This window comes from Streptomyces sp. NBC_01429 (genome assembly GCF_036231945.1).
Taxonomy (GTDB): domain Bacteria; phylum Actinomycetota; class Actinomycetes; order Streptomycetales; family Streptomycetaceae; genus Streptomyces.
In genome coordinates, this window is sequence record NZ_CP109599.1 from 3,376,744 (window position 1) to 3,391,207 (window position 14,464).

A 14,464-nucleotide genomic window follows, 5' to 3' on the forward strand; every position below is an offset into this window, starting at 1 on the left:
CTCCGCTCCCGATGCCCGGCCGTGCGCCTACGAGTGGCCCAGGTCCTCCGACGTCGCGTCCTCCGCCGTCAGCACCGAACCGCTGTCCGGGGACGGGCGCAGGGGGAAGGCGTCCGTTCCGATCGAGTCCAGGACCGGGGGCGGCGGGCGCAGCGGCTTGGGCATGACGGCGGCCTCGGAGTGGCCGCCGCAGCCGTACGCGAGCGAGACGACGCGGCCGTCGGCCGGGGAGAACTCGTTCGCGCAGACGCCGAACGCCTGGCGCAGTGAGCCCGCCAGGGGCAGCAGGAAGCCGCAGGAGACGCAGGGGGCGGGGGCCGCCTGGGCCATGGGGGTCTTCGCGCCGAACGACTCGTCCCAGCGGTCGGCCGCGATGTGCAGGCCGTAGCGCGACAGGACGCGTGCCCGGCGCATGCCGAGTTCCTCGGCGACGGCCGCGATCGTGCCCCGCGCGGGGACCGCCGGGGCGGTCGGCGCCGAAGGCCCGGAGAGCGCCTCCGGAGCACCCGGAGTCCCCGGAGTCCCCGGGGCCGTCTGCGTGTCCGTCAGGTCGACCGGCTCGGCGTCCTCGGTCAGTTCGGGGTACGCCAGCGGCGCCGAGGCGCCGCCCGTGGCACCCGCCGTGTCCGCCGGTGCGCCGTCCTCGTCGTCACCGCCCGCGTAGCCGGGCTCCAGGCGCAGATCGTCCGCCTCGGTCGGCAGCAGATCGCCGGGGCCCATGTCGCCGGGGCGGAGCCGTTCGCTCCACGGCACCCATTCGGGGGCCAGCAGGGAGTCGGGGCCGGGCAGCAGGACCGTCTCGTCGAGGGTGACGACCTTCGCGCGGGATGCCCGCGCGACCGTCACCGCCCAGCGCCAGCCCCGGTAGCCCATGTCCTTGCACTCGAAGAAGTGGGTGACGACCCGGTCCCCGTCCGCCACCGCCGAGACATGTTCCCCGACGACCCCGGGCGCGGCCGCCTCTTCGGCAGCCGACCGGGCGAGGTCTACCGCCTCGGCGCACAGACGGTCGGGGGTTCGGCTTCGCGTCGTCGCAGCACTCACAGGTCTCGCTTCTCTCCTACGCCGTCTCACGGGTGCGCCGGCCGAGTCGCGATGTACGGGCCGAGGGCGGAGCGGACCAGGGGGCCGCATCGACGTCCACGCCCGAAAGTCTTCTCGGGCACACCTCTCATCATCCATTCTGCGGGATGGCGAAGAGGCGCGCGGCCGAGAACAACCGCCGGTGGCGCGCTACGCACGCTACCCTCTCCGCCGCCCCCCGCCCACCTGCACGCCGCCTTTCCGGTACTTCGGGGCACTCCGCAACCAGGCCGTAACCCTGTGGTCAGGGGGCAGGGGACGATTCGGACCCGCTCGGACCCGCTCAGGACAGTTTCCGGGCGCGTCATCCCGTACGGGCCCGGATCGGTATCCGTACGGGCTCCGATCGGGGTCCCTACGGGTACCGGTCAGGTCCGTACGGGCCCGGTCGGTACCCGTAGGGACCCCGCGCCCCGCCCCGGCGTGCCGGAGACGCGCCATCACGTGATGGCCGGGATCGGTTCGCGCCACGCGGGGTTGGGGCACTATGGCGGAGTGGCAGCCGTGAGGTCGTCCGACCGAAACGCAGCGGGCCCGCTCCGGAGGACCGGACGGGCCCTCAGTCGTGCCGTCCGCCTGCCGTTCACCGCCGCCGCGCGGGGAATCCGGAAGGCGACCAACGCGCACGGCGCGGGCGAGTCGGGGCTCGGGAAGCTGATCGAGCTGCACGCAGTGAACGGCGCGGGCGACGTCATGATCACGGTCGCGCTGGCGTCGACCGTCTTCTTCTCCGTGCCGACGGACGAGGCGCGCGGGCGCGTCGCGCTCTATCTCGCCATCACCATGGCCCCCTTCACGCTCCTCGCGCCCGTCATCGGCCCCCTGCTCGACCGCCTCCCGCACGGCCGCCGCGCCGCGATGGCCGGGGCCATGCTGACCCGGGCGGTGCTCGCGGTCCTGATGTCCACGGCCGTCATCACGGGGGGCCTGGAGCTGTATCCGGCGGCGCTCGGCGTGCTGGTCGCGTCGAAGGCGTACGGGGTGGTCCGCAGCGCGGTCGTACCGCGCCTGCTGCCGCCGCGCTTCTCACTGGTCCGGGCGAACTCCCGGGTCACCCTCGCCGGGCTGCTGGCCACCGGCATCGCGGCCCCGATCGGCGCGGGGCTGCATCACCTCGGCCCCAGGCTGCCGCTCTACGGCGCCTGTGTGATCTTCCTCGCCGGTACGTTCCTGGCCTTCACGCTGCCGCACAAGGTGGACTCGGCGAAGGGCGAGCGCAGGGCGCGGCTGGTCCCGGTGCCGGCCGCCGTCAGCGACCGGGTGCGGAGCAGGACGAAGAGCCGGACGGACAAGGAGCGGACCGGCAAGGACCGGACCGGCAAGGAGCGGCGGCCGACGCTGCGCAGCGTCGGCCCGTCCGTCCTGCACGGCCTCCAGGCGAACGCCACCCACCGGGCCCTCTCCGGCTTCCTCATCTTCTTCCTCGCCTTCCTCCTGCGCGAGCACCCGCTCACCGGCCAGAGCGAGGCCGTCTCCCTCGGCATCGTGGGCGTGGCGGCCGGTGCGGGCAACGCGCTGGGGACGGCGGTGGGCGCCTGGCTCAAGGCGCGCGGCCCCGAGGTGATCATCGCCACGATGCTGGGGATCGCCCTGACGGCGGCGGTCCTGGCGGCGCTGTTCTTCGGCGGCGTGATGATGGCCGTGCTGTGCGCGGTCGCGGGCTTCTCCCAGGCGCTGTCGAAGCTGTCCCTGGACGCGGTGATCCAGCGCGATGTCCCGGAGCAGGTGCGGACCTCCGCCTTCGCCCGCTCCGAGACGCTGCTCCAGATGGCGTGGGTGGTCGGCGGGGCGATCGGGATCGCGCTGCCGCTCAACGGGGTGCTGGGGATGTCGGTGGCCGCCGGGCTCGTCACTCTCGGCTCCCTCGCTGCGGTACGGGGGCTGGTGCGCGCCGCCAAACGCCCCACCGGGTACCCGCGCGTGGCGTGAGGGGCCCCGTACGGCGGGCCGTACGGGCCGCCCTGACACGGCTCGCCGTACCCCCTCTCCGCGCCGGAGCCGGCGACCGATAGCCTTCGGCCCATGACCGTTGCGTTCTTCTCTGGTAGGTCCCGCCGCGCCGGCGCCGCCCTCGGCGCGGTGTCCGCCGGGCTCCTCGTCCTCGCCGCCTGTGACAAGCCGACGCCGATCGCGACCATGACGGTCGGCGGCGACTCGGTCAACACGGAGGCGACCTGCTACAACGACGGCAAGGCGATCAAGGAAGCCGACATCCAGCCCTGCCTCAACAAGAAGGCCACGAAGACCATCAAGGCCTCGATGGACGACAGGCTCCGCTTCGGGGTGGACCCGGAGATCGCCGACCACGGCTGGACGATCTTCGTCAACGGCCAGCAGGCCGAGCAGGAGCCGTACAAGAAGACGTACCGGTCCATCTCGGCCAGCGCCTTCCTGTCCGCCGGCCAGAGCCAGACCGGCCAGACCGAGCCCGCCCCGGACAGCGTCCAGATCAGCATCGTCGAGACCACGGGCAAGTCCCTGACCGGGATCTGGCACTTCGAGCTCAAGAAGTCCTGACCCGGACCCGGAAAGTCCGGACCCGAGAAGTCCTGACCCGGACCCGAGAAGTCCGGACCCGCTACTGGAATCCGCCCTGAGAGGCCCGCCATGCGTGTGCTTGTGGTGACCGCCGTGGCGGCGGAGGCCGACTCCGTCGTCGCCGGGCTCGGCAGCTACGCCGCCTCCGGGGTACGGGAGCTGACGGGCGGGTACGAGATCTCGGGCCACGCCCAGTACACGCCCCGGCCCGGATCCGTGCAGATACCGGTGGTGGACGTCCTCGCCGGCGGGGTCGGCCCGGTCGCCGCGGCCGTCGCGACGGCGACGGCGCTGGCCTCCTCGCCGTACGACCCTCCGTACCACCTGGTGATCTCGGCCGGTATCGGCGGCGGCTTCCAACCCCACGCGCCCGTCGGCTCGCTCGTGGTGGCGGACTCGATCGTCGCGGCGGACCTCGGCGCGCAGAGCCCCGAGGGCTATGTCCCGGTCGAGGAGCTGGGCTTCGGGCGCGGGACACACCAGCCCGCGGCGGGGCTCTCCGCCCGGCTGGCAGAGGTCCTGGACGCGGACCCGCGGATCCGGGCGGTCCTCGCGCCCGTCCTCACCGTCTCCACCGTGACCGGCACCGCCGCCCGCACCACCGAACTGACGACCCGTCACCCCCGGGCCGCCGCCGAGGCGATGGAGGGTTTCGGCGTCGCCGAGGCCGCCGCCGCCCACTCCGTACCGTGCGCCGAGATCCGCGCCGTCTCCAACGCCGTCGGTCCGCGCGACCGCGACTCCTGGCAGATCGGCCGGGCGCTGGACGCGCTGCGGTACGCCTTCACGCTGCTCACCCCCGTATTCGAGGAGCCGTCATGACCTCGCCGACCGCGTCCCCCTCCTCCGCTCTGCGGATCGCGTACTCGCCCTGCCCGAACGACACCTTCACCTTCGACGCCTGGGCCCACGGCCGGGTGACGGGCGCGCCGGATCTCGACGTCACGTTCGCGGACATCGACATCACCAACGGCATGGCGGAGCGCGGCGAGTTCGACGTGCTGAAGGTCTCGTACGCGGTGCTGCCCTGGGTGCTGGACGAGTACACCCTGCTGCCCTGCGGCGGCGCGCTGGGCCGGGGCTGCGGGCCGCTCGTCCTGACCAAGGAGCCGGGTGCGGATCTGACGGGCAGGACCGTCGCCGTACCGAGCGAGCGCTCCACGGCGTACCTGCTCTTCCGCCTCTGGGCGGCGGACGTCGTCCCCGGCGGGGTCGGCGAGGTGGTCGTGATGCCGTTCCACGAGATCATGCCCGCCGTACGGGACGGCAAGGTGGACGCGGGGCTCGTCATCCACGAGGCGCGCTTCACCTACCGGAACTACGGGCTGCACTGCCTCGCCGACATGGGCGAGCACTGGGAGTCCACCACGGGCCTGCCGATCCCGCTGGGCGCGATCATCGCGAAGCGTTCGCTGGGCGGCGAGGTGCTCCAGCTGCTGGCCGAGTCGATCCGCCGGTCGGTCCGGATGGCCTGGGACGACCCGGAGACCTCGCGTCCGTATGTCCTGGAGCACTCCCAGGAGATGGACCCGGCGGTCGCTGACCAGCACATCGGTCTGTACGTGAACGAGTTCACCGCGGACCTGGGCACCGACGGTTACGCGGCCGTGCGCGGGCTGCTCACCCGGGCGGCGGCCGAGGGACTGGTACCGCCCCTCGACCGGGACGCGCTGCGGTTCGTCTGAGGGCTGCGGGGTGCGGCTCGCGGGCAGCGGGGTGCGGGTGCGGGTGCGGGCCATGGTCTGGCGTCTGCGTACGGGCTGCGTGATCCGCGCGGCTACGGTGTCAGCACGATCCGGCCGAACACCTCGCCCGCGTCCATCTTCCGGTGCGCCAGTACGGCCCGCTCCAGCGGCAGCACCTCATGCACCACCGTGTGCAGCTCGCCGCGGGACGCGGCGGCGAACTGCTCGGTCCGCACGGCGCGTCGAGCGGATGCGGCCACGGTGGCGGAGCTGAACGTGGCGAACGACATCGACTTCTGGAACGCCGCCATCATCTTCGTACCGAAGTCGGCCGGCGGCGGGCCTCCGACCGCGCCGACGGCCACCATGCGACCGTTCGGGTTGAGCCTGTCGAAGAAGGACGGCAGGCCCGCACCGGCGACGATGTCGATGATCACGTCGTAACCCGAGGGAGCGTCCTCGCCTCCCCCGCCCGAGCGGTCCAGCACATGGGTCGCGCCCAGCTCGCGCAGGCGCTCGCCGCGCTCGGCCGACGATGTCGTGACCGCCACCGCACCGGCACCGCCCCGCGCCGCGAGCTGGACCGTCATGATCCCGATGCTGCCGGCCGCGCCGCGCACCAGCACCGACTCGCCGGGAGCGAAGCGGGCGTGGGCGAGGCCGAAGTGGGCCACGACGCCGGAGCCGCCGAGCGTCACCGCGTCCGCGGCGGACAGCCCTGCGGGGAGGGGGAGGATCTCCTCGGCCGGGGCGACCGCCTGCTCGACGTAGCCGCCACCCGTGCCGGTGAACGCCCATACGGACCGGCCGGCCCATGAGGGGTCGACGCCGGCGCCGACCGCCGTCACGACGCCCGCCACCTCACTGCCGGGGACGAGGCCCTCCTCGAAGCCGTAGGCGGCGAGAGCGCCGCTCCTGATCACGGCGTCGACGCCGCCGACGCCGATCGCCTCGGTGGCGATCAGCACCTCTCCCTCGGCGGGCACCGGGGTGGGGAGGTCGGTGACCGCCAGGCCCTCGGGGCCTCCGAACGTCCGGATCGTGACTGCCTTCATTGTCGTCTCCCGCGTGAGGCTTCCGTTGCGTGTGGACTCCGTGCGTTCGAACGCTAACGGACGCCCCCGTCCGTTTGGCTAAAGTGAGAGAGTGACCGACCGTTTGCCTCACACCCTGCGCTCCGACGCCCTGGACAACCGCGAGCGCATCCTCGACGCGGCCCGCGCGCTGTTCGCGGCCGAGGGCCTGGACGTACCGATGCGGGAGATCGCCCGGCACGCCGGGGTCGGCCCCGCCACCCTGTACCGGCGTTTCCCGACCAAGCAGGCGCTGGCCACCGAAGCCTTCGCGGATCAGCTGCTCGCGTGTCGCTCGATCGTCGACGAGGGGCTCGCCGATCCGGATCCGTGGCGCGGCTTCTGCCTCGTGATCGACAGGACCTGTGAGCTGCACGCCCGCAACCGGGGCTTCACCGATGCCTTCATGTCGGCCTTCCCCGGCGCGATGGACTTCGCGGCGAGCCGTGAGTACACGCTGAGGTCGGTCGCCGAGCTGGCACGCCGCGCCAAGGCCACCGGCCGTCTGCGCCCCGACTTCGTCCTGGACGACCTGATCCTCGTGATCATGGCCAACAGGGGCCTCCACACCACGCCGACGCCCGCCGGGGTCGCGGCTTCCCGGCGCTTCGCCGCGCTCGCGGTCCAGGCGTTCCGGGCTTCCCCGGAGCACGCGCCGCTGCCACCGGCGGCACGGATGGCGGCAGCGGCAGTGCACAAGGGCAGCTGAGGGCGGGCAGGTACGGGCAGGTACGGGCAGGGGAAAACCCCGCCGAACCGGGTTCGACGGGGTCCAGAGGCTTCGGAGCGGACGGACAGGCGGACAGGCGCTGGCGGGCGCCGGGCGTCAGACGTCCAGTTGGTCGGCCACCGCGCGCAGCAGGCCCGCGATCTTGGCGCCGTGGACCTTGTCCGGGTAGCGGCCGCGCTCCAGCATCGGTGTGATGTTCTCCAGCAGCGTCGTCAGGTCCTGGACGATCGAGGCCAGCTCGTCGGGCTTGCGGCGCTGGGCGGCGGCGACCGAGGGCGCCGGGTCGAGGACCGTCACCGAAAGGGCCTGGTCCCCGCGTTGGCCCGCCACGACGCCGAACTCGACACGCTGGCCCGGCTTGAGCGCGTCGACTCCGGTGGGCAGGACCGACGAGTGCACGAAGACGTCGCCGCCGCCGTCACGGGAGAGAAAGCCGAAGCCCTTCTCACTGTTGAACCATTTGACCTTGCCGGTAGGCACGTCTGTCCTCGTCCTCGTACTCGTTGGGGCGCTGGCGCGCGCGAAATCGGCTCTGAATAGCGCTACAGCGGGTCCACCGACCCGCCAGTACCAAGGCTAATGGTCCAGGGGCTGGTGACAAGACGTCGCCGGCCGGTTCCTTTCCGCTGTTGTCGGCAGGGAACTACCCTGGTGGCGTGACTGCTACTCCTGCACCCCGCACGACGGACGAGACCGGACCCGGCGACGGGCTGGTCCGTATCGGCGCGATCGTCTTCATCGTGGGCGCGGTCGCCACGCTGATCACCGTGGCGCCGCTGTTCCTCGGCTCCGATCCCTTTCCGCCCGTCGCCTACCTCGTCTGCATGCTGATGGGCGTCGGCTTCGCGATCTCCGGGGCGGGGGTGCTGCGGTCGGTCGGCGCGCAGCGGCGGCTGGCCAAGGCATCGGCCGGAGGTTCCTGAGCCCCGGAGGTTCCTGGGCCCCGGAGGTTCCACACGTTCCCCTAGCGCGTCAGGGGCGTTCCCGAGTGCTGGGAACGCCCCTGACGCGTATCTTCACTTCTTCCGGCCGACCCATTCGGCCGTCCCACTCCGTTCACGGTTCCGTTTCCCCGCCGACACGGTTAGCGCCCCGTTCCACGGCCCGGCAAAACCGGGGAAACAATAGATGTGAAAGAGATGTGACCGGACGGCGGCATCGTGTGAACAACGCGCAATTACCGCTGTTGCGACTCGCGTTGACGGCTGCGTAGCATCCCTCGCAGCCGGACACGTTTCCCCTGATCAGCGGCGGTAGTAGCTGATTCAACGTTTCTCGGTGCGATCGTTTTCCCGCGTGTTCCCGCGTGAACAATTCCCCCACTCACGTGCATCGAGCGCAAGGCAGAGAAGTGAAGTTCACGGATATTGACGAACTGGACATACGCCCGGGAGTGCTTACCATTTGGCGCGCAATACCCAGAAATCCGGGTTCCGAATGCTGGATACCGGACGCGCGGCCCGCTTCGTACGCGCAGGAGGCCCATCTCGTCGGCGCACTGGCCGGTGCCGGGACGGGTAACGGAACGGATCCCGGGACGGATCCCGGGACGGATGGCAGGAGAGACGGCGGACGCCGGGGCTCCCCCTCGTGGCTCGGCACCGCCTTCGAACTGCCCGGCGAGCTGGACGAGGGCGCGTTGGAGACCGCGCTGCTCGGCTGGATCGACCGGCACGAGGCGCTGCGCAGCCGGCTGGTGGCGACCGCCGACGCGCGGTTCGAGCGGGTCACCCTTGCCCCCGGGGCCGTCGCGATCCGGCGCGGCACCACGGGCGAATTCTCGACCGGCGGCCAACTCGCCCGACAACTGGAGGAGTTGTTCGACGCCGAGACCGATCCGCTCGACTGGCCGTCCTGTGTGTTCGCCACCGTCCGGCACGCCGACTCCACGACGCTCCATCTCGCCTTCGACCACCTGAACGTCGACGGGTACTCCATCCTCCTCGTCGCGCACGAGATCCGTGAGCTGTACACCGCCGCCGTCACCGGCACCCCGGCCGGGCTCGGGCAGGTCGGCAGCTATCTGGACTTCGCCGGGCAGGAGCGCGAGCGGACGGCGCTCGTGCACAGCGAGCACGAGTCCGTCGTGCGCTGGCGCGACTTCGTCACGGCGAACGGCGGCGCGCTGCCCGCCTTTCCGCTCCCCGTCGGGGACGAGACCGACGCCGCACACGAGACCGGCCCCGCACACAGGACCCACCCCCACCCCGATCAGCTCGGCGGCTGCGTCTGGCTCCTCGACTCCGACCGGGCGCGCTCCTTCCAGACCGCGTGCCGCGCCGACGGCGGGAACTTCCTCTCCGGGCTGCTCGCCTCCCTGGCCGTCGTGGGCCACGAGAGCACCGGCCACGAGGAGTTCCGCGCCCTCACCCCGTTCCACACGCGCGGCCAGGAGGCCGCGTGGACGGGCTCGCTCGGCTGGTACGTGGGGCTCGCGCCCATCCGGTTCGCGGTGCGCGGCACGGACGCCTTCGCCGAGGTCATGCGCAACGCGGTGGCCGCGCTGGACGGGGCGGGCGCCGTCGCCGCCGTACCGTTCCCCCGGATCGCCGAGCTGCTCGGGACGCCGCTGGAACCGCGGTTCGTCGTCTCGTACATGGACATGCGCAGGACCCCGGGCGCGCGGCGGTGGGGCGAGTGGAAGGCCGCCGCGCTGCGCAGCCGGCGCAGCCATCCCGACGAGGTCTATCTGTGGATCAACCGGTCCTACGAGGGTGTGTACGTGAGCTACCGTCACCCCAACACCGAGCGCGCGCGGCTCGCCGTCTCCCGTTTCATCGCGGACACCGGGCGGCTGATGAACGCGATCGCCGCGCCGACGCCCCCGGCCGCGCCCCCGGCCGCGTCCGCGGCCGCGTCGGTGGAAGCGTCCACACCCACGCCCGTACCCGTATCCGCGCCCGCAGCCACCCGTGTGAAGGAAGCCGCCGCATGTTGATGACCCCGATCGACGAGTACGCCCCGGACGGCGGCGAGCTGGTCCGGTTCAGCCTCACGAGCGACACCCCCGAGGGCGCGACGCATCCCGCGCCGCCCTCGTACGTGCAGGAGAACCACATCCGCCGGCTGCTGACCAACCAGGCGGCCGGTGTGGCGCAGTCGGCGTGGGTGGGCGTCGTGTTCGACGTGCCGGGCCGGCTGGACACCGCGGCCATGGCGGCGGCGCTGAAGGTGTGGACCAGGCGCCATCCGACCCTGCTGACCTGGTTCTCCGTCGAGGAGGACGGTACGAACGGGGGTACGGAGGGCGGTACGGAGGGCACTGGGAACGGCGCCACGCGGATCCAGCGCCACGCGCTCGCCGCCGAGACCGTTGCCATCACGCCCGAGTCGCTCGGCCCGCACGACTCCCCCGCCGCGATCCGCGCGCGGCTGGTCGATCTCTTCGACTCCGGTACGAACCCGCTGAGCTGGCCGCCCCTCGTCACGGGCGCCGTCCTGCGCGAGGACTCCTCGACCGTCTACTACGCGGTCGACCACTGCCACAGCGACGGCCTCTCGTCGCTCCTCGTCTTCAGCGAGCTGCGGGCGCTGTACGAGGCGGAGGTGACCGGGGTGGCCGCCGAGCTGCCCGAGACCGGTAGCTATGTCGACTTCTGCGCCCTGGAGCGCGAGCGGTCGGCGGCCATCGGGGCGGACTCCCCCGAGGTGCGGCGCTGGCTGGAGTTCCTCGCCGGCGGCCCGGCCACGAGCTTCCCGCTCCCGCTCGGTACGGAACCCGGCCGGACCTACCCCAAGATCTCGCTCTCCATGGACCTGCTCGACGCCGCCGAGACCGACGCCTTCGCGAAGGCGTGCAAGGCGCTGGGCGGCGGTCAGTCGGCCGGGTTCCTCGCGGCGCTCGGCGTCAGCGGGTACGAACTGGCCGGGCACGCCTCGTACCGCGGCCTGTCCGTCGTGCACACGCGGGACGAGCGGCGGTGGATGCGGGCGCAGGGCTGGTTCATCAATCTGGTGCCGGTCGAGTTCGCGGTCGGAGAGCCGGGCGGGGAACAGGGCGGGGAGCCGGGCGGGGAGCCGGGAAGCGCCGCACGGGGCTTCGGCGACATCCTCTCGGCAGCCCAACTCGCCTTCATCGAGGCGCAGAAGATGAGCGGGGTCTCGCCGCTGCGGGTCATGGAGCTGATCCCGGGCGTGTCCGTGCAGCCGGGCGCCGGGGCCGTCCTGCCGATGGTGTCGTTCATCGACCTGCGGCACGCGCCCGGCTCCCAGGACTGGACGGCGGCGAAGTGCGACGGGCTGGCCGGTCCCGGGACGAGCACGGACGTGCCGATCTGGATCAACCGCCTGTGGGACCGGACGTACGTCAAGGTCACGTACCCGGACACGGCCGAGGCGCGGCGCAACGTTCCGCTGTTCCTGGAGCATCTGCGGGCCGTGCTGCGGGAGATCGCGCGGACCGGCGAGTACCGGGGCGAGTACCGGGGCGAGCACCGAAGCGACAGGGGCTGACCGGTTCCATGCGCGTCACCACCATGGACCGCTACGAGCCGGCGCCCGGCCGGATCGTGGAGTTCGTGCCGTCCGCCGCGACCCTGGCGGCGGCGGACGGGGCTCCGGTCTCGCCCGTACCGCCGTCGTTCAACCAGCGCTTCCATCTGGCGACGGAGCGTCCTCCCGGCGCTCCCGGACACTGGCTGGCCTGCGCCTTCGACCTGCCGGGGCCGCTCGACGCGGAGGCGTTGCGGGCGGCGTTCGAGGCGTGGGGGAAGCGGCACGGGACGCTGAGGAGCGGCTTCCGGGCCGGACCGTCCGGCACCTCCGGCGCGTCCGGCCCGTCCGGCGGTCCTGAGCGGTTCATGGTGGCCTCGGCCGACTACGCGCTGGTGGCCCGCGACGCGGGCTCCTGCCCGAGTACGGACGCGACCCGCGCCTGGCTGACGCGGCGGCTCGGGGAGGCGTGCCGGCCGCTGGGCTGGCCGTCGTACGTCTTCGCGGCGATCGAGCGGAACAGCGAACGGCCGGGCGAACGGCAAAACGAGGGCCAGGACTCGGAGACCTTCACGGTCCTCTGCGGCTTCGACCACAGCAACGCGGACGCGTATTCGCTGGCCATCGCCGTACACGAACTGCGGGAGCTGTACGCGGGGACCGCCGCGTCCCTCCCCCCGGTGGGCAGCTTCGTGGACCACTGCGCGCGGGAGGGGACGAGCGGGGGCGAGGTCGACGTCGAACTGCTGCGCGGCTGGGCCGAGTTCTTCGCCGCCTGCGGCGGCACCACCCCCTCGTTCCCGCTCCCCCTGGGGCTGCCGGCCGGGCAGCGGGCCGCGCAGGGCACCGCCAGCCGCCGGCTGCTGGGCCCGGACGGCGCGGACGCGTTCGAGCGCGCGTGCCGTACGGCCGGGGGCAGCGCCTTCACCGGAGTGCTCACCGCCGTGGCGCTCGCCGCGCGCGGCCTGGGATCGGACAGCACGCTCAGGCTCTGCACCCCCCTCCACACCCGGTACGAGGAGCGGTGGACGCACGCGATCGGCTGGTTCACCACCATCGCGCCGCTCACCGTGGACGTCTCGGACGTGCCGGGCGTCATCGAGGGCATCCGGGCCACCCGTACCGCGTTCCGGCGGGCCCGCGAACTGGCCACGCTGCCCGTCGCCCGCGTACTCCCCGCACTGCCCGCACTCGGCGCGGCCTTCCGCCGCGACCGGGACGACGTGTTCATGGTGTCGTACGTGGACTACCGCCGGCTTCCCGGCGCCGAGCACCACACCGGGTCGAACGCGCACCACATCAGCGGCGTGACCGCCACCGACGACGCGCAGTTCTGGTTCTCCCGCACCCACGAGGGCCTCTTCCTGCGCTCCCGCTACCCGGCCACCCCCACCGCCGAGCGAACCCTGCGCGCCTTCACCGCCGCGGTCGCGGTCCACCTGGCGACACCGGCGTGGCCGGAGGGCCGGGCCGCCAGGCGGGGGGAGCTTCGGGAGGCATCCCGGCAGTGAGCGGCCAACGGCGCGGCCGGGCTATGGCCGTTGGGCGTGATCGTCGTCAGGCTTCCCGCATGCGTTCCAGGAACTCCGGCACTCCGTCGACCTCCCGATACCGCTGGAACGCCGGGGCAAGCTCACGGACGAGGCCGACACACCGATCAGCTCCGACACGGGTGGCGAGATCGAGGGATTCGTTGGTGGCGGCCAGCGCCTGTTCCACCTCGCGCGCCCGCAAAAGGCTGCGGGCCTCGTAGGTGAGAAAGATCCCGCGCGTCTTGTCGCGGGACCGGGGCAGCTGGCGCATGCCCTCGCCGATCCGGGCATGCGCCTCGTCGGTGCGGCCGAGATCCAGCATGCACCGGCCGGAATCCACGGCCAGGTCCGCCGTGCTCATCCACGAGCACCAGCGGGGCGCCGGGTCCACGGCGTCGGTCAGCAGCGCGGTCTCGGCGGCGGCCAGGTCGCGGTGGCAGTCCGAACTCGCCCCGAGCGCGGCGTGAGCCCGGGCTCGGCGGAGGTGGAGCAGGGACCGGGCGGTGGGGTGCCCGGTGTGGATCAGAGCCTGGCTGAGCGGTTCGACGGCCGCAGCCGGGTCGCTCAGCCAGATGGACTGGTATGCGAAGTCGGACAGCACCCCGGCGCCGAGGTCACGATCACGAGCGGCGTGCGCGCTTGTCAGAGCGGCGTTCCAGTGTTTGCCCGCCGCATAGTGCCGCCCCTGGTCGAAGCGATGCCAGCCGCAGGTGCCGGCCAGTGACGCGGCCAGGAGGTGCAGCCGCCTGCCGGTGGCCTCGGAGTAGTTGCCGGGTGCGATGAGGTCGGTGACGGTGGCGAGGTGTGCGTCCATCAGCTTCGCTGTGTGCTGGCGCTGTTCGGTCGGCAGGGACGTGAGTCTCGCCGTGGTTCTCTCCAACCAGTCGACCAGTTCCGGGTCGACGCGCTTGCCGTCAAGGGCAGTGCTGAGCCGGTCGGGTTCGACCGTGGCCCACTGGGCCGAGAGGCCGGCCAGCGCGACAGCGCCGAAGGTCATGAAGTTGCGGCGATCCATCGCTGTCCTCTGGGCCTCTCGGAGTGCTCGGACGGTGTGCGCGGAGCCCAGGGGCGACGGGGAGTCGTAGCCCGGAAGCCAGTAGGGCCAACCCAGCAGCTCAACATGGCCGATCGGAACCTTGAGGGCCTCGGCGATGAGGAACTGGGAGTCCCGGTTGGGCTCCTTGATCCAGTTCTCCCACTTGCTGACGGCCTGCTTGTCCGCGCCCGAGCGAAGCCCCTGCCGACGAGCGGCCTGATCCATGCGGGCGGCCAGTCCTGACTGCGAGAGGCCGCCGCGCAGTTGGCGGGCGTACGCGAGAGGGTGCCGGATCGGGTCGTCCACAGGCCAATCCCATCATTCAGCGTGACCGAAAGGCTACTGCGCGCGCAGGT

At 72.4% G+C, this 14,464-nt stretch carries 13 protein-coding genes; 9 read left to right on the forward strand and 4 right to left on the reverse strand.

The window, feature by feature from the left end; translation table 11 throughout:
- Positions 1–27: 27 nt before the first annotated feature.
- Positions 28–1,044 (reverse strand): DUF3027 domain-containing protein, encoded by a 1,017-nt coding sequence (locus tag OG627_RS14375; protein ID WP_329065089.1) that lies wholly within the window; start codon positions 1,042–1,044, stop codon positions 28–30.
- 534 nt (positions 1,045–1,578) lie between these two features.
- Between OG627_RS14375 and OG627_RS14380 the strand changes: the two genes are divergently transcribed.
- From OG627_RS14380 to OG627_RS14395, 4 genes are all read left to right on the forward strand, one after another.
- Positions 1,579–3,012, forward strand: a complete 1,434-nt coding sequence (locus OG627_RS14380) for an MFS transporter (protein WP_329065091.1) — start codon at positions 1,579–1,581, stop codon at positions 3,010–3,012.
- Positions 3,013–3,105: 93 nt separating this feature from the next.
- The gene (locus OG627_RS14385) at positions 3,106–3,600 is read left to right on the forward strand and encodes a DUF2771 domain-containing protein (RefSeq protein WP_329065093.1); all 495 of its coding nucleotides are present in this window, start codon (positions 3,106–3,108) and stop codon (positions 3,598–3,600) included.
- A gap of 90 nt (positions 3,601–3,690) precedes the next feature.
- On the forward strand, positions 3,691–4,443 hold the full coding sequence (locus OG627_RS14390) for a futalosine hydrolase (protein ID WP_329065094.1): 753 nt from the start codon (positions 3,691–3,693) through the stop codon (positions 4,441–4,443).
- Positions 4,440–5,306: a 1,4-dihydroxy-6-naphthoate synthase gene (locus OG627_RS14395; RefSeq protein WP_329065096.1), complete on the forward strand. Its 867-nt coding sequence runs from the start codon at positions 4,440–4,442 to the stop codon at positions 5,304–5,306. Before OG627_RS14390 ends, OG627_RS14395 begins: the two co-directional genes overlap by 4 nt.
- A 92-nt stretch (positions 5,307–5,398) precedes the next feature.
- On the opposite strand, the gene OG627_RS14400 is transcribed toward OG627_RS14395, so the two are convergent.
- Positions 5,399–6,361 carry a zinc-dependent alcohol dehydrogenase family protein gene (locus tag OG627_RS14400; RefSeq protein ID WP_329065098.1) on the reverse strand — a complete coding sequence of 321 codons (963 nt, stop codon included), beginning with the start codon at positions 6,359–6,361 and terminating at the stop codon, positions 5,399–5,401.
- Between the two features lie 91 nt (positions 6,362–6,452).
- Here OG627_RS14400 and OG627_RS14405 point away from each other — a divergent pair, with 91 nt between their 5' ends.
- On the forward strand, positions 6,453–7,088 hold the full coding sequence (locus OG627_RS14405; RefSeq protein ID WP_329065101.1) for a TetR/AcrR family transcriptional regulator: 636 nt from the start codon (positions 6,453–6,455) through the stop codon (positions 7,086–7,088).
- Between the two features lie 117 nt (positions 7,089–7,205).
- Here OG627_RS14405 and OG627_RS14410 read toward each other — a convergent pair whose 3' ends face one another.
- Positions 7,206–7,589 carry a cold-shock protein gene (locus tag OG627_RS14410; protein ID WP_114622617.1) on the reverse strand — a complete coding sequence of 128 codons (384 nt, stop codon included), beginning with the start codon at positions 7,587–7,589 and terminating at the stop codon, positions 7,206–7,208.
- 176 nt (positions 7,590–7,765) lie between these two features.
- Here OG627_RS14410 and OG627_RS14415 point away from each other — a divergent pair, with 176 nt between their 5' ends.
- From OG627_RS14415 to OG627_RS14430, 4 genes are all read left to right on the forward strand, one after another.
- Positions 7,766–8,032, forward strand: coding sequence for a hypothetical protein (locus OG627_RS14415; protein WP_329065106.1), 267 nt, complete (start codon positions 7,766–7,768; stop codon positions 8,030–8,032).
- Positions 8,033–8,502: 470 nt separating this feature from the next.
- On the forward strand, positions 8,503–10,047 hold the full coding sequence (locus OG627_RS14420; RefSeq protein WP_329065109.1) for a condensation domain-containing protein: 1,545 nt from the start codon (positions 8,503–8,505) through the stop codon (positions 10,045–10,047).
- The gene (locus tag OG627_RS14425; RefSeq protein WP_329065111.1) at positions 10,041–11,561 is read left to right on the forward strand and encodes a condensation domain-containing protein; all 1,521 of its coding nucleotides are present in this window, start codon (positions 10,041–10,043) and stop codon (positions 11,559–11,561) included. Before OG627_RS14420 ends, OG627_RS14425 begins: the two co-directional genes overlap by 7 nt.
- Positions 11,562–11,569: 8 nt before the next feature.
- Entirely contained in the window at positions 11,570–13,051 is a 1,482-nt protein-coding gene (locus tag OG627_RS14430) for a condensation domain-containing protein (protein ID WP_329065113.1), read from the forward strand.
- A 46-nt stretch (positions 13,052–13,097) separates the two neighbouring features.
- Here OG627_RS14430 and OG627_RS14435 read toward each other — a convergent pair whose 3' ends face one another.
- A complete protein-coding gene (locus OG627_RS14435) occupies positions 13,098–14,414 on the reverse strand; it encodes a helix-turn-helix transcriptional regulator (protein WP_329065115.1) in 1,317 nt (438 codons plus the stop codon).
- Between the last annotated feature and the right edge of the window lie 50 nt (positions 14,415–14,464).